At 71.4% G+C, this 19,495-nt stretch carries 21 protein-coding genes and 1 pseudogene; 7 read left to right on the top strand and 15 right to left on the bottom strand.

Going from position 1 to position 19,495, the window contains the following annotated elements; genetic code table 11:
- Positions 1 to 13: 13 nt before the first annotated feature.
- Positions 14 to 157, bottom strand: a pseudogene (locus tag AB0878_RS38000) (Lrp/AsnC family transcriptional regulator); the annotation flags it as partial.
- 529 nt (positions 158 to 686) lie between these two features.
- Between AB0878_RS38000 and AB0878_RS38005 the strand changes: the two are divergent.
- Together AB0878_RS38005 and AB0878_RS38010 are read left to right on the top strand one after the other, a co-directional pair.
- Positions 687 to 953, top strand: a complete 267-nt coding sequence (locus AB0878_RS38005; protein WP_366585911.1) for a M55 family metallopeptidase — start codon at positions 687 to 689, stop codon at positions 951 to 953.
- Positions 854 to 1,147, top strand: coding sequence for a hypothetical protein (locus AB0878_RS38010; RefSeq protein ID WP_366585933.1), 294 nt, complete (start codon positions 854 to 856; stop codon positions 1,145 to 1,147). The genes AB0878_RS38005 and AB0878_RS38010 overlap by 100 nt, the downstream gene beginning before the upstream one ends.
- A gap of 255 nt (positions 1,148 to 1,402) precedes the next feature.
- Here AB0878_RS38010 and AB0878_RS38015 read toward each other — a convergent pair whose 3' ends face one another.
- The 6 genes from AB0878_RS38015 to AB0878_RS38040 form a co-directional block, all read right to left on the bottom strand.
- Positions 1,403 to 2,605 (bottom strand): Ig-like domain-containing protein, encoded by a 1,203-nt coding sequence (locus tag AB0878_RS38015; protein ID WP_366585741.1) that lies wholly within the window; start codon positions 2,603 to 2,605, stop codon positions 1,403 to 1,405.
- A 108-nt stretch (positions 2,606 to 2,713) separates the two neighbouring features.
- Positions 2,714 to 3,583, bottom strand: coding sequence for a patatin-like phospholipase family protein (locus tag AB0878_RS38020; RefSeq protein WP_366585743.1), 870 nt, complete (start codon positions 3,581 to 3,583; stop codon positions 2,714 to 2,716).
- A 64-nt stretch (positions 3,584 to 3,647) separates the two neighbouring features.
- Positions 3,648 to 4,301 carry a DedA family protein gene (locus AB0878_RS38025; protein ID WP_366585745.1) on the bottom strand — a complete coding sequence of 218 codons (654 nt, stop codon included), beginning with the start codon at positions 4,299 to 4,301 and terminating at the stop codon, positions 3,648 to 3,650.
- Positions 4,302 to 4,440: 139 nt separating this feature from the next.
- Positions 4,441 to 5,442 (bottom strand): lipoyl synthase, encoded by a 1,002-nt coding sequence (lipA, locus tag AB0878_RS38030; protein ID WP_366585747.1) that lies wholly within the window; start codon positions 5,440 to 5,442, stop codon positions 4,441 to 4,443.
- 37 nt (positions 5,443 to 5,479) lie between these two features.
- The gene (locus tag AB0878_RS38035) at positions 5,480 to 6,430 is read right to left on the bottom strand and encodes an oxidoreductase (RefSeq protein WP_366585749.1); all 951 of its coding nucleotides are present in this window, start codon (positions 6,428 to 6,430) and stop codon (positions 5,480 to 5,482) included.
- A gap of 35 nt (positions 6,431 to 6,465) precedes the next feature.
- The gene (locus AB0878_RS38040; RefSeq protein ID WP_366585751.1) at positions 6,466 to 7,002 is read right to left on the bottom strand and encodes a hypothetical protein; all 537 of its coding nucleotides are present in this window, start codon (positions 7,000 to 7,002) and stop codon (positions 6,466 to 6,468) included.
- A gap of 132 nt (positions 7,003 to 7,134) precedes the next feature.
- On the opposite strand from AB0878_RS38040, the gene AB0878_RS38045 reads away from it, so the two are divergent.
- Positions 7,135 to 7,755: a TetR/AcrR family transcriptional regulator gene (locus AB0878_RS38045; RefSeq protein WP_366585753.1), complete on the top strand. Its 621-nt coding sequence runs from the start codon at positions 7,135 to 7,137 to the stop codon at positions 7,753 to 7,755.
- A gap of 37 nt (positions 7,756 to 7,792) precedes the next feature.
- A complete protein-coding gene (locus tag AB0878_RS38050) occupies positions 7,793 to 8,725 on the top strand; it encodes an LLM class F420-dependent oxidoreductase (RefSeq protein ID WP_366585755.1) in 933 nt (310 codons plus the stop codon).
- A gap of 49 nt (positions 8,726 to 8,774) precedes the next feature.
- Here AB0878_RS38050 and lipB read toward each other — a convergent pair whose 3' ends face one another.
- The 5 genes from lipB to lpdA form a co-directional block, all read right to left on the bottom strand.
- A complete protein-coding gene (lipB, locus tag AB0878_RS38055) occupies positions 8,775 to 9,518 on the bottom strand; it encodes a lipoyl(octanoyl) transferase LipB (RefSeq protein WP_366585757.1) in 744 nt (247 codons plus the stop codon).
- Positions 9,515 to 10,144, bottom strand: a complete 630-nt coding sequence (locus AB0878_RS38060) for a phosphatase PAP2 family protein (RefSeq protein WP_366585759.1) — start codon at positions 10,142 to 10,144, stop codon at positions 9,515 to 9,517. Before AB0878_RS38060 ends, lipB begins: the two co-directional genes overlap by 4 nt.
- On the bottom strand, positions 10,141 to 11,025 hold the full coding sequence (locus AB0878_RS38065; RefSeq protein ID WP_366585761.1) for a TIGR01777 family oxidoreductase: 885 nt from the start codon (positions 11,023 to 11,025) through the stop codon (positions 10,141 to 10,143). The genes AB0878_RS38060 and AB0878_RS38065 overlap by 4 nt, the downstream gene beginning before the upstream one ends.
- A 165-nt stretch (positions 11,026 to 11,190) precedes the next feature.
- Positions 11,191 to 13,008, bottom strand: a complete 1,818-nt coding sequence (sucB, locus tag AB0878_RS38070) for a 2-oxoglutarate dehydrogenase, E2 component, dihydrolipoamide succinyltransferase (RefSeq protein ID WP_366585763.1) — start codon at positions 13,006 to 13,008, stop codon at positions 11,191 to 11,193.
- Between the two features lie 56 nt (positions 13,009 to 13,064).
- Positions 13,065 to 14,438 carry a dihydrolipoyl dehydrogenase gene (gene lpdA / locus AB0878_RS38075; protein WP_366585765.1) on the bottom strand — a complete coding sequence of 458 codons (1,374 nt, stop codon included), beginning with the start codon at positions 14,436 to 14,438 and terminating at the stop codon, positions 13,065 to 13,067.
- A gap of 182 nt (positions 14,439 to 14,620) precedes the next feature.
- Between lpdA and AB0878_RS38080 the strand changes: the two genes are divergently transcribed.
- Positions 14,621 to 14,965 (top strand): oxidoreductase, encoded by a 345-nt coding sequence (locus tag AB0878_RS38080; RefSeq protein ID WP_220237928.1) that lies wholly within the window; start codon positions 14,621 to 14,623, stop codon positions 14,963 to 14,965.
- Here AB0878_RS38080 and AB0878_RS38085 read toward each other — a convergent pair.
- Together AB0878_RS38085 and AB0878_RS38090 are read right to left on the bottom strand one after the other, a co-directional pair.
- Positions 14,962 to 15,936 carry an SMI1/KNR4 family protein gene (locus AB0878_RS38085; RefSeq protein ID WP_366585767.1) on the bottom strand — a complete coding sequence of 325 codons (975 nt, stop codon included), beginning with the start codon at positions 15,934 to 15,936 and terminating at the stop codon, positions 14,962 to 14,964. The two genes, AB0878_RS38080 and AB0878_RS38085, sit on opposite strands and share 4 nt — an antisense overlap.
- Positions 15,937 to 16,002: 66 nt before the next feature.
- The gene (locus AB0878_RS38090) at positions 16,003 to 17,505 is read right to left on the bottom strand and encodes a leucyl aminopeptidase (protein WP_366585769.1); all 1,503 of its coding nucleotides are present in this window, start codon (positions 17,503 to 17,505) and stop codon (positions 16,003 to 16,005) included.
- Positions 17,506 to 17,607: 102 nt separating this feature from the next.
- Here AB0878_RS38090 and AB0878_RS38095 point away from each other — a divergent pair, with 102 nt between their 5' ends.
- Both AB0878_RS38095 and AB0878_RS38100 read left to right on the top strand, forming a co-directional pair.
- Entirely contained in the window at positions 17,608 to 18,465 is an 858-nt protein-coding gene (locus AB0878_RS38095; RefSeq protein ID WP_366585771.1) for a sulfatase, read from the top strand.
- Positions 18,458 to 19,084, top strand: a complete 627-nt coding sequence (locus AB0878_RS38100) for a DUF402 domain-containing protein (RefSeq protein WP_366585913.1) — start codon at positions 18,458 to 18,460, stop codon at positions 19,082 to 19,084. Before AB0878_RS38095 ends, AB0878_RS38100 begins: the two co-directional genes overlap by 8 nt.
- 37 nt (positions 19,085 to 19,121) lie before the next feature.
- Here AB0878_RS38100 and AB0878_RS38105 read toward each other — a convergent pair whose 3' ends face one another.
- Positions 19,122 to 19,427 carry a hypothetical protein gene (locus AB0878_RS38105; protein ID WP_366585773.1) on the bottom strand — a complete coding sequence of 102 codons (306 nt, stop codon included), beginning with the start codon at positions 19,425 to 19,427 and terminating at the stop codon, positions 19,122 to 19,124.
- Positions 19,428 to 19,495: the final 68 nt, after the last annotated feature.

Raw genomic sequence — 19,495 nt, forward strand, 5'->3', positions numbered from 1 at the left:
TCGACGCCCGCGTTCAGGTCGGGCGGGTGATCGGCCGGCTCGCGACGGGGGACGAGAAGACCAGCGAGGTGGTCGTCTCGCCGTAGCGCTGGGCGTGTTCCACGAAGGCCTCCAGCTCGGCCGTGGAACGGCACGCAGCAGGCAGCAGCCAGCACTCCGCCCACTCAACCCGATCCGCGGCACCCAGCCGCGCACCCCACAGCCCCAGACCCTGTCCCCGGTCGAGCTTCTTTGTTCCGACACCGGATCTGCCCGGCCCGCTCGGCGCCCGAGAACAGCCACCAACGCCCACTGCTGTCACCACGCAGGCCAATCCGAACCCGTCGACCACCACTGCCCACCCCAACACCACTGCCCACCCCAACTTCATCCCCACCCGATCAGGTTGTGGACAACCACCCCCACCGCGCCCGCGTTGTCCGTTTTTGTCGGTGGGGGCCGATAGAATGGACTCGGGGACGCCCCCCTCGGGAGGGCGGGGGCCTGTGTCCGGCCCGGCCGCTGTTCGGGATTTGTTTGCCCGGCAGAGAGGCGAGGGGATTCGGAGCCGGCAGGTCCTGCTCAGTCGTCGTGCACCGATCGTTGGCCGCGTGATCGCCGCCGCGCGGTGCAACGGTGGCTCCCTCGGCGAACTGGGCCGCAACACTGCCCTGGTGGGCGAGGTGGCCCCGGGCATCCACAGCGTGATGGTGAAGCGGGTGCTGGGCGCCCGCGCCGCCGCAATGGTCCACCCCGAGGAGGCCTGCGGGCGGATCGAGGACGCGGTGCTGCGGGCTCTGGCCACCCGCGCCGCGGTGCGCCCGCGCAGCGTCGGAAGCCCAGTGGCGCTCGAGGTCCAGGTACACCGCCCCACATGGCCGAACGCGCCCTGCTTGTGCCCGGAATGGAACACAGGGCCGGATGCACCCTGGTCTACACCGCACCGGACTTCCCGACGGCCTACAACGTCGTAGAGCTCATCGCCGTGCTCGCCGTGCTCGGCACCCTCTTACCGCGACCGCCACCCGAGCTAACCCGAGCGATGCGGAAGCAGTACTCGGTCGCCGGCACCACATCGGTCCGCGCGCTTCGCCGCCGCTGGCAAGCCAACCCAGCCGGCGATACGAATCTGACCGCGACCGCCCCCAAGCAGACGAGCGCGAGTTGAGCGGAAGCTGCACCCCGTCCCGCCGGCGCCAGTTCGGTACCGGGCCTCGCTGCCACACCAAGCGAACCCAGCCGACAATCCAGGTCGGAAAGGGAGCTCCCGAAACTCGGTGCGAAACGCCGGCACAAAGCCCCCGCACCAACCCACCGAACAACCCCCAGACAACGAGAAAGGCGCCGGAGCAACAATCGCTCCGGCGCCTTCCGCCTGTCCGTCACCCGCGGGCCTCACCCCGGAACGGAGGCCCTCAACGGCTCAGAGAGCCGAGCCCTTCTGCCAGTCGGTCCAGGACTTCGACCAGTCGCCGTACAGGTCCCAGACGGGGAGCTGCGGGCCGCCGGAGTTGGTGACCTCCACGACGTCGCCGAGGCCGAAGTTCTGGAAGAACCATTGGGCGTTGGCGGCGTTGAGGTTGATGCAGCCGTGGGACACGTTGGAGCTGCCCTGCTGGCCCACGCTGTTCGGGTTCTCGTGGACGAACTCGCCGTCGTTCGAGATGCGTTCGGACCACTTTTCGTTGGAGCGGTAGGCCTTCGGGTCGGGCGGGCAGACGCCGTAGGTGCAGGAGTCCATCGTGTAGTTGGCCTGCTTGTCCGAGATGACGTGCGGGCCGAGGTGGGTCGGCGTGGCGTCCTTGCCCATGGAGATCGGCATGGACTTCACCATGGAGCCGTTGTGGAAGATCTGCATCTGCTCGCTGTTGCCGTCCGCCTTGGCGATCCAGGAGTCGTGCACCTTGTAGGTCTCGGTGCGGTCCTCGGCGCCGAACACGCCGTTGCCGAAGTCGACGCCGTAGATCTTCGCCGTGACGGTCAGCGTGGTGTTCGGCTGCCAGTACTCCTTGGGCCGGTAGTGGACGTTCTTGTCGTCCATCCAGTACCAGCTGCCGTCCTGCTTCGGCGACGACTGCACCGACAGCGCCTTCTCCACCGCGGCCTTGTTCTTCACCGCGACGCCGAAGCTGAACACGATCGGCTGCCCCACGCCGACACCGGTCGACTTCACGGCCGACGGCGCCGGGATCAGGTTCGCGTTCGCCTGCTTCTTCGGCGACACCGTGGTGACGTCACCGTCCTTCTCCACCTGCTTGCCGTCGGCGCCCTGGGCGTGCGCGACGACCTTGTAGGTGCCGCCGTAGCCGAGTACCTCGGTGTTGGTCCAGCTCGAGCCGTCCGTCGCGAGCTTGCCGGCGACCGACTTCCCCTTGGAGTTGGTCACCGTCACGTCGGTCAGCTTGCCGTTGGCGGCCTTGACGACGATCGGGGTGGTCGGGCTGATCCCGGAGGCGTCGGCCGGGTCGATCGACACCGTCGCCGGCGCCGCCGCCTGGCTCGTGCCACCCGGGGTGACGGGTGCCGCGCTGCCGCCGGTGGTGTCCCCACCGGAGGAGCAGGCCGAAACCAGCAGGGTTGCCGCGAGAATTCCGGCAACCGAAAGGAAAGTCTTCTTCGGGAACATTTTGTCTCTTTTGCGGGGTATCGCGGGCCGGCAGGCTTCTTCCATTCCAAAACTACGCGATCAGGAAGACGCCCCACGCAGCGGATAGGTGCATCGCAGTGGCGTGGATCACGCCGTGACGAGCCCTGGTGCGCCGTAGAGACCGGGGCCGTCGACGACCAGTTCCTTCAGGTAGTCACGGGCAGACTGGTAAGCCTCCTCGGCGAGGTGGTCGGTCCGCGTGAAGTCCAACGGACTGACCCGCACGGGCGCCGGCCCGGGCAGGTAGACCACGGGCGCCCGCCGCGCCGCCGCGGGCGCCTCCAGCGCCGCCTGGTTGCGCATGCTGATCAACGCGGTGAACATCATCACCTCGGCGAACGTGTGCGGCGCACCGGGCATCTTGCCCGGGAACGCACAGTCCAGCACCACGAGCGAACGAGCGCCCATCGCGAGCGCCTGGCGCATCGGCACGTTGGCCACCAGGCCGCCGTCGTAGAGCAGCCGGCCGTCGTACTCCACCGGCGGGTAGATCCCCGGAATCGCGCAGCTCGCGAGCAACGGCTCACGCAGCGGCCCCTCCCGGAACAGCACCGGCTCGGCCGTGTCGACGTCCGTGGTCACCACGCCGAGCGGGAGCTCCAGGTCCTCGAAACGGCGGCCGGGGCCGAGGTGGTCGTCGATGATCTTCGTGAGACCCGTGTTGGGGAACAGGTTCGTCTTGCTGTGGCGAAGCGTGCGCACCTGGCTGAACACGCCGCCGGGGAAGGCTTCGTGCTTCGTCATGTGCTTCCAGATGTCGTGCAGGCGCCCGAGCCGGTCCGCGCCGGGCAACGCCAGCACGGCCGCGTTGAGCGAACCCACCGACGTGCCGACCACGAGGTCGGGCGTCACACCGGCTTCGTCCAGCGCGCGCAGCATCCCGACCTGCAGCGCGCCCAGGCTCCCTCCGCCGCCGAGCACGAACGCCACCGGCCCGGGGAGATCGAGTGGGGTCATACCGCCGAATGTAGTAAGCGTGAGCGCTCACGGCGGCGTCACGGACGTGTGATGCCGCACCGGATCACTCCTCCACGCGCACGGGTTCCTCGGTCTTCTCCGGCGCCAGTGCCTTGCGCTTCTTCATCCGCACCAGGAAAAACGCCAGCACGCCGACGACCACAGCCGCCGCCACGAGGAAGCCCGTGCTCAGCGCGCCCTCCACCTTCTTGGCCGCCTCACCGAGCGCGGCGCCGAGGCTGATGTGCACGAGCGACCAGCACAGCGCGCCCACCGCCGTCGCGGGCAGGAACTTCCGGAACGGCAGCCGCGACGCGCCCGCGGCGGCGGGCGTCAACGTTCGCAAGACCGGCAGGAACCGTGCGAAGAACACCGCCCACGCGCCGCGCCGCTCCAGCACGCCGGCGGCCTTGTCCCACGCGTCGAGGCCGTACTTGCGGATCAGCTTCGTCTCGCGCAGCCGTGGTCCGAACCGGCGGCCGAGCGCGTAGCCGACGGAGTCGCCGAGCGCCGCGCACACCGTGACCACCGCCCACAGCGTGAGGAAGCGCGCGGTCGTGGTCGCCGTCGTGGCCGCGATGAGCAGCGCCGACTCGCCGGGCGCGACGAACCCCAGGCCGATGGTGCACTCGGCGAACACGAGCCCGCCGGCCGCCGCGACCAGTCCCGGTTCCGGGAGTCCGTGCAGCCAGTTCAGAAGATCCGTTACCAAAGCCACAAGGTCACTTTACGTATTCTTTGGAATCCGTCACGGCGTTCCGGCCGACCTGGGGGACTTCCCAGGGGAAGCCCGTAAGGGGCCGGAAACGACGAAGGGCCCGCTCGACGTGAGCGGGCCCTTCGGGGTGAGACGGCGGTCAGCGCGCGAGCAGCGAGCTGGCTTCCTGCGCCGCCGGGCCTTGTTCGGCCAGGTGCGCCAGGTTTTCCGGCAGCTCCTCGCCGCGGTGGGCCTTGGTCTGCGCGTAGAGGCGTCCGGCGCGGTAGGACGAGCGCACGAGCGGTCCCGCCATCACGCCACTGAACCCGAGCGCCTCGGCCGCCTGGGAATGCTCCACGAACTCCTCCGGCTTCACCCACCGGTCCACCGGATGATGCCGCGGCGAGGGACGCAGGTACTGCGTGATCGTCAGGATCTCGCAACCCGCCTCGAACAGATCCCGCATCGCCGGCTCGACCTCGTCGGGCGTCTCACCCATCCCGAGGATCAGGTTCGACTTCGTCACCAACCCGGCCTCACGGGCCTTCGTGATGACTTCCAGCGAACGGGCGTAGCGGAACCCGGGGCGGATGCGCTTGAAGATCCGCGGCACCGTCTCCACGTTGTGCGCCAGGACCTCCGGCCGTGACCCGAACACCTCGGCCAGCTGCGCCGGATCCGCGTTGAAGTCCGGGATGAGCAGCTCGACACCGGTGCCCGGGTTCAGCTCGTGGATCTGCCGCACCGTCTCCGCATACAGCCAGGCCCCGCCGTCGTCGAGGTCGTCGCGCGCGACACCCGTGACGGTCGAGTACCGCAAACCCATGGCCTGCACGGATTCCGCGACCTTGCGCGGCTCGGTGCGGTCCAGCTCGGCGGGCTTGCCGGTATCGATCTGGCAGAAGTCACACCGGCGCGTGCACTGGTCCCCACCGATCAGGAACGTCGCCTCACGGTCTTCCCAGCACTCGTAGATATTGGGACAGCCCGCTTCCTCACAGACAGTGTGCAGACCCTCCCGCCGCACCAAGCCCTTCAGCTCGGTGAACTCCGGCCCCATCCGCACCTTCGTCCTGATCCACGACGGCTTCTTCTCAATCGGCGTCTCGCTGTTGCGGACCTCCAGCCGCAGCAACTTCCGCCCTTCAGGCGCAGCAGTCACGTCGACCACACTACGCCCGTGGTACGGGGCGAATCGCCTACTGCGGGTCGGGCGTGACGTTCGTCAAACGGGCCGTCAAGTCCCACAATGCGGTCGCCGTCGCGAGGTCGCGGGCGGCGGCGAGCGGGCGCACCTTCGTGGGATGCCCACGGGAGCCGAACAGGCGGTCCGGGCCGTAGTAGTCGCCGCCCTCGACGTCGGGTTGCGTGGCCGCGTAGAGCTGCGGCAGCGCCCCGTGAGCGAGGTCCTGCGCCAGCAGCAGGTTGCCGAGGCGCATCGTGCCGAGCATCAAGGTGCGCACGACGGGGTTGGGGTAGGACTTCGCCATCCCCGCCTGCAAGCCGGTTTCGGTGTAGCCGGGGTGGGCGAGCACGCTGATGATCGGGGAACCGGCAGCGCGGAGCCGCCGGTCGAGCTCCAGCCCGAAGATCTGGTCGGCGAGCTTCGACTGCCCGTAGGCGGCGCCCGTGTTGAACCGGCCGTGCTCGAAGTTCGGGTCGGCCAGCCGGATGCGCGCGCCGGTGGCCGCCATGCTCGTCAGCGTGACCACGCGCGCCGCCGTGCCGCCGCGCAGCGCGGGCATGAGCAGCCACGTGAGCGCGGCCGGCCCGAGGTAGTTGGTGCCGAACTGCGTTTCGAAGCCGTCGGCCGTCCGGCCCTTGGGCGTGCCCATGACGCCGGCGTTGTTCACGAGCACGTCGAGCGCGTCGCCGGTCAGCTCACGCACCGACGTCGCCGCTTTGTGCACCGACGCGAGGTCGGCCAGATCCAGCGGCACGAGCTCGGGCGCGGCACCGGAGGCCACGGCGCGCACGCGGTCGAGGGCGGTGGCACCACGCTCGGCCGAGCGGCACGCGAGCAGCACCCGCGCGCCGCGGCCGGCGAGGACTTCCGCCGTGCGCAGACCGAGGCCCGAGTTGGCGCCGGTGATCAGGACGGTCCGGCCGGTCTGGTCGGCCAGCTCGGCCTCGGTCCAGCGTGGGTTCATGGGGCTCACCTAACTACACGCCTGTAACTACGCGGTCACGCGCTGGGCGCGAGCAGGCGCATGAGGTGTCCCATGGGGCTGCGCCGGCGCACCGGGCGCCCGGCGCGGTCGGTGCCGGCACGCACCAGAGAATCGAAGGCGTAGCCGACGCGGGTGAGCTCCTCGCCGGGCTCGCCGGGCTCGGCCAGCCCCGCCGTGAGCGCCAGCATCCGCAGCTCGCCCTCGTGCAGGTTCACCAGCGACGGGTGCCGGGTCAGTGCGCCGTCGAGCACCGCGCGCAGCGTCTCGTGCTCGGACTGCGCGCGCCGCCACGCGCGGGCAACGGTGTCGACCTGGTCGCCGACGCCGTCGGCCGCGGCGTCCTCCGGGTCGGCCAGCTCGGCGCGCAGATGCCCCCCGAGCACCTGCGTCCACTTGTACTGCAGCGCCAGCAGCAGGTTCTCTTCACAGCCGAAAACGTCGGTGGCACCGGGGATCTCGGCGAGAACGAGCGGCTCACCGGGGGTGCGCTGCGCGTGGCGCACGGCCGCCTCGAGGATCTCCCGGCGTCGGTAGAAGTCGGTCCAGCTCATGGTGTGGGCTCCCCTTCCGTGGCCCGGGTCGTACCGCGGGTTTGCGGCATACTCCCGGTACGGACCTGACGCCGTGAACATACCATGGGTATGGAGATCGCCGTCCGGCGTAAGGTTGTGAGGGTGCCGACAATGAGGTCCAGACGACTCGACTACTCGGAGTCCACACGATCCGCCCTGGTCGACAGCGCCGTCGAGCTGTTCACGAAACGCGGTTACGCGGGTACCTCGCTCGACGAGGTGGCCAAACGTGCCCGCGTCACCAAAGGCGCGCTGTACCACCACTTCAGCGGCAAACAGGCCCTCTTCGAAGCCGCGTTCGACTCCGTGGAGAGCCTGGTCTACGACCGGCTGGAGAAGATCATGACGGGCCCGGGCACGCCGTGGGAACGGGCGATGGGCGCGCTCAACGCGTTCATCAAGAGCTGCCTCGATCCGGCCTACCAGCGCATCGCGATCCACGAGGCGCCGGTGGTGATGGGCTGGGAACGCTGGCGCGAGGCCGAGGAGCAGTGCAGCTTCGGGCTCGTGCGCGCGGGCCTGCAGTCGCTAGTGGACGCCGGCGAGGTCGAGCCCGTGCCGGTCGACATCACGGCCCGGCTGCTGTTCGGCGCGCTGTCCAGCGCGGCCACGGAGATCGCGAGCGCGGCCGACCCGAAGAAGGTCGGTGAGCAGATCGAGGACGTGATCGTGCGGATGCTGCTGCGCCTGCGTCAGCCGGGCGACGCGGGGGAGCGGCCGGCCGCGAGCTGAACGGCGCCGTGACCAGTGTCGTGGCTAGGGTGGCGCCATGGACTTGAGGATCTTCACGGAGCCCCAGCAAGGCGCCACGTACGACGACCTCCTGCGCGTCGCCAAGGCGACCGAGGCCGCCGGCTTCGACGCGTTCTTCCGCAGCGACCACTACCTGAAGATGGGCGACGGCGACGGCCTGCCCGGGCCCACCGACGCGTGGATCACGCTGGCCGGGCTCGCCCGCGAGACGCAGCGGATCCGCCTCGGCACGCTCGTCACGGCGGCGACGTTCCGCCACCCCGGCCCGCTCGCGATCTCCGTGGCGCAGGTCGACCAGATGTCGGGTGGCCGCGTGGAGTTCGGTCTCGGCGCGGGCTGGTTCGACACCGAGCACACCGCCTACGCGCTCACGCTGCCGCCGCTGAAGGAGCGCTTCGACCGCTACGCGGAGCAGTTGGAGATCATCACCGGCCTCTGGAAGACGCCGGTGGGCGAGACGTTCTCGTTCTCCGGTGAGCATTACACCGTCGTCGACTCGCCCGCGCTGCCGAAGCCGGCGCAGTCGCCCGCGCCGCCCGTGATCATCGGTGGCGGGGGAAAGAAGCGCACGCCCGAGCTGGCCGCGCGCTTCGCCGACGAGTTCAACCTGCCGTTCGCGAGCCCGGAAGCCGCGCTGGCGCAGTTCGAGCGCGTCGCCGCCGCGGCCGAGGCCGTGGGCCGCGACCCGAAGGAGATCCTGCGGTCGGTGGCGCTCACCGTCGCGATCGGCCGCGACGACGCCGAGGTGGCGCGCCGGGCCGGGGCCATCGGCCGCGACCTCGGTGAGCTGCGCGAAAACGGCCTGGCCGGCACGGCGGCCCAGGTCGTCGACCGCATCGGGCAGTGGCGGGAGAAGACGGGCATCACGCGGCTCTACCTGCAGGTGCTCGACCTGCAGGACCTGGACCACCTCGAGTTCATCGCCTCGGACGTGGCGCCGCAGCTGTGAACCACTCGTGAGGGGCGGCGCTCGTACCGGCGCCGCCCCTCACGAGTGCTCAGTTCTGCAGGGCGAAGGTGACGCCCGGCGCCGAAGGCGCTTCCGGGCGCGGCAGCCAGCGGTCGTCACGCACGACCAGCTCGCCCTCGAGCGCGGCCAGCACGGCGTCGCGCGCCAGGGGCAGCACCTCCGTCACGGTGACGTCGCGCTGCAGCTCGTAGGACAGCGAGGTGACGCCGGCGTCGCGGATGCCGCACGGCACGATCGAGTCGAACGCGCCGAGGTCGGCATTGCAGTTGAGCTCGAAGCCGTGCATGGTCACGCCGCGCTGCACGCGGATGCCGATGGCGGCGATCTTGCGCTCGATGCCGCGGTCGTCGGCCGGGATCCACACGCCGCTGCGGCCCTCGACGCGGCCGGTGCGCACGCCGAGCTGCTCGCACACCACGATCAGCGCCTCCTCGAGGCGGCGCACGTAGTGCATGACGTCGATCGGGTCGGCGAGCTGCAGGATCGGGTAGCCGACGAGCTGCCCGGGCCCGTGCCACGTGATCTTGCCGCCGCGGTCCACGTCGATCACCGGCGTGCCGTCGGCCGGCCGGTCCTCGGGCTCCGTGCGCTTGCCCGCGGTGTAGACCGACGGGTGCTCCAGCAGCAGCAGGGTGTCCGGCCCGGTCTCGTCGGCGCGCGCGGTGAGGATCTCCCGCTGCAGGTCCCAGGCCTCGGTGTAGTCGATCGTGCCGAGCTCCCGGACTACGACGGGTTCGGTGGCGGCACGGCAGGAATCGGTCGAAGAACTCACTCGTCGAGGCTACGCCCGTCGGGCTCGCGAAAGGGCACGAGCCGCAGTGCCGTCGCCGACACCAGGCCCACTCCCAGCACCGCGAGCACGGCGCCGACGGTGTCCGTGACCCAATGCACACCCAGCACGATCCGGCAGGCCGCCGCCACCACGGTCGCGGCCGCCGCGATCCCCGCTGCCCACTGGACGAACCGCGGGGCGAGCCAGCCGCACGCCAGCACCACGACCAGCCCGGTCGACGCCACCGCGACGACGTGGCCGCTGGGGTAGCTCAGGTCCGGGTACTCGCGGGGACGCCGGCGCAGGAACACGGGTTTGAACGCCACGCTCGTCAGCCGGCACAGCACCAGCACCACGGCCAGCCGCACGCACACCGACCGGTTCGACCGGTCCCGCAACCCCAGCGCCACCAGCGCCACGCCGAGAACCCAGGGCAGCACGGGCCCGAGGACGTTCGTGACGACACCCGCGACCAATCCGGCCGGGCGCGTGTCCTGGCCGCGCAACGCGTTCGCCACCTCCGTGTCGAGCTGCAGCGGCTGCCGGTCGACGAGCAGGCCCAGGGCGACGAAAGCGGCGAGCAGCACCACGCCCGTCACGACCCAGCGGACCCGCGGCACGGTCATGTCGCGGCGGCCAGCGCGCTCTCCAGCGTGCGGTGGCGGAACTCGTAACCCGTGTGCTCCAGCCTCCGGGGGACGGCGCGCTGGCCGTACAACGCCATTTCCTCGCCGGCCTGCCCGAGTGCGAACTTCAGCGCGATCCCGGGCACCCACCACGGCGCGGGCCGGTGCACGGCGTGGCCGAGGGCTTTCGTGAACTCCGCGTTGGTGACGGGCGCGGGGCCGGCGAGGTTGACCGGGCCGGCCAGGGTTTCGTGCTCCAGCACGTGGACGAGGCCGCCGACCTCGTCGTCGAGCGAGATCCACGGCATGAACTGGCGGCCGTCGCCGAGGCGGCCGCCCAGGGCGAAACCGAACAGCGGCCGTAGCACGTCGAGCAGGCCGCCTTTGCGTGCGAGCACGAGGCCGGTGCGCACGAGCACCACGCGGGCGCCGGCGGTTTTCGCGGCCGCGGTGGCGCCTTCCCACGCCGTGCAGAGCTCCGCCAGGAAACCCGTGCCCGTGGCGGCGGTTTCGTCGACCACGTGGGAACCGGTGTTGCCGTAGAAGCCGACGGCGGAGGCGTTCACGAGCACCTTCACACCGTGTTCGGCCACGGCTTCGGCGAGCACCTCCGTGGGCTCGACGCGGCTGTCGAGCAGCACCTGCTTGCGCATCGCGCTCCAGCGGCCCGGCAGCAGAGGCGCGCCGCAGAGGTTCACGACGGCGTCGACACCGTCGAACGCGCCCTCGTCGATCCGCGCCGCCGGCGGGTCCCAGCCGTGTTCGTCGGCCGCCTGCGCGGCGCGCCGCACGAGGCGGCGCACGTCGTGGCCGGCCGAGCGCAGTTTCGCTGCCAGTGCCGTGCCGATGAGCCCGCCGGACCCCGCGATGAGTACCCGCATGCCTCAGATCGTGTCCTATCCCTCCGCCGGGCGCACGCCCGGGCGCGGCTGCCCGGCGGATCGTCTGTCCATTGTGGGTGGTCGTGCGCGCGACGGTCACCGGGAAACGGCGAAGGCCCCGCACCCCTGGAGGAGTGCGGGGCCTTCGACAGACCGGCTACCGCGTCAGAGGCCGAGTTCGTCTTCGAACTTGCCCTCTTCCAGGCGCTGCTTGATGGTCGTGAGGAAGCGGCCGGCGTCGGCGCCGTCGACCAGGCGGTGGTCGTAGGTCAGCGGCAGGTACACCATCGAACGGACGGCGATCGTGTCGTTGCCCTCGGCGTCGGAGACGACGACCGGGCGCTTCACGACCGCGCCGGTGCCGAGCATGCCGGACTGCGGCTGCACGATGATCGGCGTGTCGAACAGGGCGCCGTTGCTGCCGATGTTCGTGACGGTGAAGGTGCCGCCCGTCAGCTCGTCCGGCTTGATGTGGTTGGCCCGCGCCCGCGCCGCCAGGTCGGCGATGCGGTGCGCGAGACCGGCGAGGCTCAGCTCACCCGCGTCGTGGATCACGACCGACAGCAGACCGCGGTCGGTGTCCACCGCGATGCCCAGGTGCACGGCGCCGTGGTAGGTGATCTCCTTCGTGTCCTCGTTGTAGGACGCGTTGACGTTCGGGTGCTGCTTGAGCGCCTCGACGGTGGCCTTCGCGAAGAAGGGCAGGAACGTGAGGTTCACGCCCTCGCGCTCGCGGAAGGCCGCCTTCGCACGCTGGCGCAGCTTGGCGATCTTCGTCACGTCCACCTCGTGCACCTGCGTGAGCTGCGCGGAAACCTGCAGCGACTCGCGGGTCTTCGTGGCCGTGATCTGCCGGATCCGGCTGGCCTTCTGCACCGTGCCGCGCAGGGCGGCGATGTCCGGCGAGACGGCGGCCGGAGCCGATGGGGCGGCCGCGGCCGGAGCCGGAGCCTGCGCGGCCGGAGCCGGGGCAGCAGCCGCGGGCGCCGGGGCGGCCGCCTTCTGCTTGGCCTCGGCCGCCGCGAGCACGTCCTGCTTGCGGATCCGGCCGCCGACACCGCTGCCGGTCAGCGTCGACAGGTCGATGTCGTGCTCGGACGCGAGCTTGCGCACCAGCGGCGTGACGTACGGGCCGTCGGCCGAACCGTTGTCCTCGGCCTTGGCGGCCGGGGCAGCGGCAGCCGGCGCCGGAGCAGCGGCCGGAGCCGGAGCAGCCGGGGCGGGCGCAGGCGCGGCGGGCGCCGGCTTGCTCTCCTGAACCGGGGCCGGAGCCGGGGCGGCCGGGGCAGCCTGAGCCGCCGGGGCCGGAGCGGCGGGCGCCGGGGCGGCGGCCGGAGCCGCACCCGCGTCACCGATCACCGCGAGAACCCCGCCGACCTCGACGGTCTCGTCCTCACCGGCGCGGATCTCGAGCACCGTGCCGGCGACCGGCGACGGCACCTCGGTGTCGACCTTGTCCGTGGAGATCTCGAGCAGCGGCTCGTCGACCTCGACCGAGTCGCCGACCGCCTTCAGCCAGCGGGTCACGGTGCCCTCGGTGACGCTCTCGCCCAGCTCGGGCAGCTTCACCTCGGTGCCCTGGCCACCCGACGCCGGCGCGGTGTCCGGTCGCGACGGGGCCTCGGCCTGCGGAGCCTGCGCGGCGGGCGCCGGCGTCGGCTCGGGCTCGGGCGCCGCCTGCGGCTCCGGAGCGGCTTCCTGCGCGGGCGCGGCGGCCGGCTCGGCAGCGGCGGGGACGCCGCCGGTGCCGTCGTCGATCACCGCGAGCTCGCCGCCGACCTCGACGGTCTCGTCCTCACCGGCGCTGATCTTCACCAGGGTGCCGGCCACGGGGGACGGGACCTCGGTGTCGACCTTGTCGGTGGAGATCTCGAGCAACGGCTCGTCGACCGCGACGGTGTCGCCTTCCTGCTTCAACCACCGGGTGACGGTGCCTTCAGTGACGCTCTCACCGAGCTCCGGCAACGTGACGGAGTAGGCCATCGTTCGCTGACTCCCTTGATCTGTAAGACGTAGGTTTGGATTGTGCTGGTGAGACGTCAGCTGTGCACGTGCAGCGGCTTGCCCGCGAGGGCGAGGAACGCTTCACCGAGGGCCTCGGTCTGGGTGGGGTGCGCGTGGATGAGGGGGGCGACGTCCTCCGGGAACGCCTCCCAGTTGTAGACCAGCTGCGCTTCGCCGATCAGCTCGCCGACGCGGTCGCCCACCATGTGCACGCCGACGACCGGGCCGTCGGGAGCCTTGACCAGCTTCACGCCACCGGAGGTCTTGAGGATCTGGCTCTTGCCGTTGCCGCCGAGGTCGTAGGTGTAGGTGGTGACGTCGTTGCCGTACTTCTCCTTGGCCTGCGACTCGGTGAGCCCGACCGAGGCGACCTCGGGGTGCGAGTAGGTGACGCGCGGGATGCCCTTCTCGTCGATCACGCGCGGGGCGAGCCCGGCGATCTCCTCGGCGACGAAGATGCCCTGCTGGAAGCCGCGGTGGGCCAGCTGCAGGCCCGGCACGATGTCGCCGACGGCGTAGACGTTCGGCAGGTTCGTGCGCAGGCGGTCGTCGGTGAGGACGAAGCCGCGGTCGATCTTGACGCCGGCCTCCTCGTAGCCGTGGCCCGCGGAGTTCGGGCCGCGGCCGACGGCGACCAGCAGCAGGTCGGCGTCGATGGTCTCGCCGGACTCCAGCGACACGCTCACGCCGTTGTCGTCCTGCTTCGCGCCGGTGAAGCGCACGCCCGTCTTGAAGGCGATCTTGCGGCGGCGGAACGCGCGCTCGAGCTGCTTGGACGCGAACTCGTCCTCGGCGGGCACCAGGCGCGGCAGGGCCTCGACCACGGTGACGTCGACGCCGAAGGAGGCCCAGACGCTCGCGAACTCCACGCCGATCACGCCGCCGCCGAGCACCACGACCTTCTTCGGCACCCAGTCGAGCGCGAGCGCCTGCTCGCTGGCGATGATCCGGCCGCCGAGCTCCAGGCCGGGCAGGGTGCGCGAGTACGAACCGGTGGCGAGGATGACGTTCTTGCCCGTGTAGCGCGTGCCGTCGACCTCGACCGTGGTGCCGCCGACGAACGTGCCGGTGCCCTCGACGAGGTTCACCTTGTGCGCCTTGGCCAGGCCCTGCAGGCCCTTGTAAAGGCGGGCGACGACGCCGTCCTTGTACTTGTTGACCCCGGCGATGTCGATGCCTTCGAACACGGCCTTGACCCCGACCGACTCCGATTCGCGAGTTTCGTCGGCGACTTCGGCGGCGTGGAGCAGGGCCTTGGTCGGGATGCACCCTCGGTGCAGGCAGGTCCCGCCCAGCTTGTCCTTCTCGATCAGCGTGACGGAAAGGCCCAGCTCGGCCGCGCGGAAAGCCGCGGCGTAGCCGCCCGATCCGCCTCCCAGGATCACAAGGTCGGCGGAGGTGTCGCTCACTTCAATAACTCCTCGGCAGCGGTGTAGGGGTGAAGCTCGGTCGTCGCGCAGCCCCGGTATAACCGCGCGCGCGACACCAGCCATCTTGTCACTACGCCGATCCGGCCGACCAACCCGGCCGTGCGACACCGACCACACCTGATCGTGGGAATAATGGAGTTCGTACTCCTGCAGGAAGAGAGGTGGTCGGAGTGGGGATCTTCGACTCGCTGCGTCGGCGCGGCCGAGGCGGCAGACGTCCGGGAACGATGCGCAAGGCCACCTCCGAAGACACCCGTCACCTGGAGGAATGGGCTGCGTCGAGGCGTGGCGTCGAGGCATACGTCGAGCCCCGTACCACCGTGACGGAAGCCACTGTGGTCCTCATCGCCCACGACGGCGAATGGACCCGCCGGCGCATCGGCAGCCTCCAGGCCGCGCTGCACTTCGGCGAGAAGCGGTCGATTCCGGTGTACGAGGTGTCGCGGGTCGGTTACCCCAAGCGCATGCGCGAGTACACGGAGCGGAAGAAGCGCGGCCAGGTCTAGCGGCTCGCTTCCAGCAGCCCGAGGTGGTGCTCCAGCAGCGCGCGGAACGACGGGTGCGCGGTGCTGCCGAACGCGAGGTCGACCTCCACGGCGTGGCCGGTCGGGGTCAGCAGCACGAACGCGGGATCGGAGACGATGACGACACCGTGGTCGGCGCGGAGTTCCTGGGCGGGCAACAGGCGCGGGAAGGTGACGTCGTCGGGAAGGCCGTTCGCGGTGCGGAGGAACGCGCGGTAGTCGGCGGGCAGTGTGGTGCCGAGCCGGCGTTCGGCTTCTGTGATGTCTCCCTCGTCCGCGGGCGGCGGCGCGGTCTGGTCGCGTTCGAGCATGATCGCGGCGACGAGTTCGGGCCAGCTGCCCGGATGCGTCGGGTAGCGCTCGCGCAACGCGGCGATCAACGCGCCGGCGCACTGGTCGGGCCAGTCCGGGCCGAGCCCGAGCGGATCGGCGCCGGCGACCAGCCGCGGGGCCAGCGCCCGCGTCGCGGCGAGGGCGGCGACGTCGGGGCTCGGGTGGTTTTCGGTGAGTTCCGCCCACCGCTCGAGGTCGCCTTCGGCCAGCGCCGCGCGGACGCGGTCGGGCCGCCCGGGCGCCAGCGCGGACACGACCTCCGCGACGGGTGAGCCGTCGAGCACACCGTCCAGATCGGACACTTTCCGTGTCAGGAATGCTTGGTGTGCCAGCTCTTCCGCATCGAGGTCGAGCGGGACGAGCTCGTCCGCCCACTGTGGACGGTTGCCGCGCGCCTCGAACAGCATCGCCCAGGCGCGCGCCCGGACGGCGTCGTCGACGAGCCGCGTCACCGGCCGCTCCGTCACCGCGCGCCAGTGCCCGACGAGCCGATCCGCGGCCGTCCCCGCCCCTGCCGTGGCGAGCACCAGCGCGGCCTGCCCGACGCGCCGGTCGAGCGTCGGCTCGTCTGCGGTGAGCACGTCGCGGACCGCGGCTTCGAGGTAGGCGTCGGCGTCCATGGCGCGAGGGTGCCACAAAAGAAGGCCCCCCACCGCGTGCGGTGAGGGGCCTTCTCCGGGAACGGGTCAGCCGCGGTCGGCGATGTCGGCCAGGACGGCGGCGATGGTGCGGACGGGGACGCCCGTGCCGCCCTTGCCGGTGTAGCCCCAGGGGCCGCCGGTGTTGAAGGCGGGGCCCGCGACGTCGATGTGGGCCCACGGCAGGCCGTCGGCCACGAACTCCTTGAGGAACAGGCCGGCCGCGAGCATGCCGCCCCAGCGGTGGCCCGTGACGTTGGCCAGGTCGGCCAGGCGGGAGTCGAGGTCGCCGCGCAGTTCCTCGGGCAGCGGCATGGCCCAGCCGCCCTCGCCGGTGGCCTGCATGATGCCCGCGACGCGGTCGCGGAACTCGTCGGAGCCCATCACACCGGCGGTGCGGTTGCCGAGCGCCACGACCTGGGCGCCGGTGAGAGTGGCGGTCTCGATGAGGTAGTCGGGGTTCTCCTCGGCGGCCCGCACCATCGCGTCGGCCAGGACCAGGCGGCCTTCGGCGTCGGTGTTGAGGACCTCGACGGTCTTGCCGCCGTACATGGTCAGGACGTCGCCCGGCCGGTAGGAGCTGCCCGAGGGCAGGTTCTCCGCCAGCGGGATGTGCGCGGTGACCTCGAGCGGGTACTTCAGCTTCGCGGCCAGCACGACCGACGCCAGCACCGCGGCGGCACCCGACATGTCCGAGGTCATGTGGTCCATGCCCGCCGCCGGCTTGATGGAGATGCCGCCCGAGTCGAACGTGATGCCCTTGCCGACCAGCGCGACGCGCTTGCTCGCCTTGGCCGGCTTCCAGCCCACACGCAGCAGGCGCGGCGGACGCGCCGAACCGCCGCCGACACCCAGGATGCCGCCGAAGCCCTTGCGCTTGAGCTGCTTTTCGTCGAGCACCTCGAAGTCGAGGCCGTTTTCCTCGGCGAGCTGCTTCGCGCGGTCGGCGAACGAGGCCGGGAACAGGTCGTTGGGCGGGGTGTTGATCAGGTCGCGGGTGATGATCACCGACTCCGCGATGGCGGTGGCGGCCTTCAGCGTCGCCTTGTGCTCGCGCGCGGTGCCGTCCTCCGGGCTCACGAAGTCGGCCTTGGCCAGCGGGGCGTCGCCCTTCGAGGAGCGGTACTCGGTGAAGGTGTACGCGCCGAGCGCGGTGCCCTCCACGGCCGCCTGCAGGTCGAGCGCCGAGAGCGTGACGAACGCGCGCTCCGTGCCGGCCAGCGTCCGCGCGGCGGCACCCGCGGCGCGGCGGACCTGCTCGGCCGTCACGGCACCGTCGGTCGCCTTGCCCAGGCCCACGGCCAGCACGACGCCGGCGGTGAGCTTGCCCAGCGTGGGCAGCTTCACGACCTGCTCGGCCTTGCCGGTGGCGCCGAGCGTGGCGAGCACCTCGGCGAGCTTGCCGTCGAACGCGGCATCGGCGACCGCGGCGCCCGCGGCGAGCACCGGGCCGTCCTCGCCCTGGAGAGTGCCGATCACGACCACGTCGGCGCGCGTTTTGGCGAGCGCCGCCTCGGTGTTCTCGGTGAGGGCAAGCTTCGGCACGGTCACTTCTGGCTCCTCGCGCTGTCGCGGTGGTACCGGGCGACGTGCCCGGACGGATCGTGAGCCATGCTAATGACAAGCGCGGCCGGACGTCGGGAGGGGACCATCGTGCGACTCGGGAGCGGGCTCCTCGTGGTGCTGGCGGTGGGCGCCGCCGGGGCCGGCTTCTGGGTGCTGGCGGGCGTCGTGCTCGCGGCGATCGCCGCCGGGGTCACAGCCCGGCTGCCCGCGCTCGGCGACACGCAGGCCGAGCGCTGGACCGGCGGGATCACCCGCCTGGCGCTGGTGGCCGTGCAGGCGATCGTCTTCGGCGCGTACGTCGTTCCGGCGCAACCCGCGTACGCGGCGGCCGGGCTCGTGCTCGTGGTCGCCGTGGCCGATTTCGCCGGTCTGCGGCTGCCCGCCGTCCTGGTCCGCTGGCTCACGATCGTGTTGATCGCCGCCGCCGTGGTGCTGATCGTGCTGTGCGCCGTGGTGGCCCCGGTCGTGACCTCCAGCCCGATCGCGGCGCCGAACGTCGCCGGCGTCATCGTGGCGGCGGTGGTCACGCTGCCGTTCCTGCTGCCGGTCGCGTCCGACCGAGTCACCCTGCGCGCGCTGACGCTGGGCGGAATCGCGGTGCTGGTCACGATCGTCGCGCTCGTGCAGCTCGGGCCGGACCGGCTCGGCCTCTCGGCCACGTCGATCCGCGACCTGCTCTACGCCGCCGACGCGGGCCAGCTGCAGCCGTTGCTCACCGTGGTCGTCGTGCTCGCGACGGTCCCCGCCGCGCTCACCACCTACACCGACGCGCGCGAGAGGTACGCGCCGGACCAGGGCTGGCTCGCCGCCGCGGGCGCGGTCGTCACGGTGGCCGCGGCGCTGTTCGCGACGCCGTACGCGGTGCTGGTCGTCGCCGGGCTCGGCACCGTGCTGGAGCTGGTGCTGCGCGCCCGCCGCTACCGTGACGCCCATGCCCGTGAGTGATCACCTTTGGCAGCCGGGGGAGACCGTCGTCGAACGGTTCCTGCGGCCCGACGGCAGCATCGGCCAGCACCACCCGTTGCGCGTGGTGTCCGACGACGGCCGCACCCTGTTCGGCTGGCTCCCGATGGGCACGCCGATCGTCGGGAGCCGGCTCGCCGACGGCCGCACGATGCGCGAAGCCCGGCTGGAAGAGCGCTTCCGCGTGCCACGCGTGCCGGTGCCCGACACGTGGCACGGCACTTCGACGCTGCGGATGATCCCCGAGGGCCAGTGGTCCTCGGTGTGGTGGTTCTTCGCGCCGGACGGCACGTTCCTCGAGTGGTACGTGAACCTCGAGATCCCGCTCGGGCGCACCGCGAGCGGCCCGGACCGCATCGACGGCGTGCTCGACGTCGTGGTGACGCCCGGCGCCGGCTGGCGCTGGGACGACGAGGACGAAGCCGAGGAAGCGCTCGCCGTCGGCCGGCTCACGCGCGAGCAGCTCGACCGGCTGCGCGCGGAGGGCGAGCGGATCGGGGCGCTGGCCGACGCCGGCGCGTTCCCGTTCGACGGCACGCACACGGACTTCCGGCCGGACCCGTCGTGGCCCGCGCCGGAGCTGCCCGCCGCCCTGCTGTGACGCGCAGCGTTGACCGGTCTGCGCTGAGGCCCGAAGCTCAGGCCACGAGGAGCAGCAGCGCTCCGGTGAGCACGACGTTCACCACGAGCAGGATGATCACCGACCGGGTCGGCAGGTTCGGCGCGAACACCTGGCCGTGCAGGCTGCGCCACCAGTAGACGCCGAAACCACCCGCGGCGAGGCCGAGGACAGCGCCGAATCCGCTGCTCAGCAGCGCCCAGCCCACCATGCCGAGCAGGCCGACGCCGAACGTCAGCAGCACAGCGGTCGCGAAGGTCTTCACGTCGACACCGGCGCCCGGCTGGGCCGGTCGGCGTCCCTGGGAGGTCGCTGGGAAGCTCACCAGCCCATCGTAGGGGACTTCGGCGCTCACGCACCGGCCACGCGGGTACGCGGCGTGTGAAACAGGTG

It is taken from the genome of Amycolatopsis sp. NPDC047767 (assembly GCF_040704195.1).
Classification (GTDB): Bacteria; Actinomycetota; Actinomycetes; order Mycobacteriales; family Pseudonocardiaceae; genus Amycolatopsis.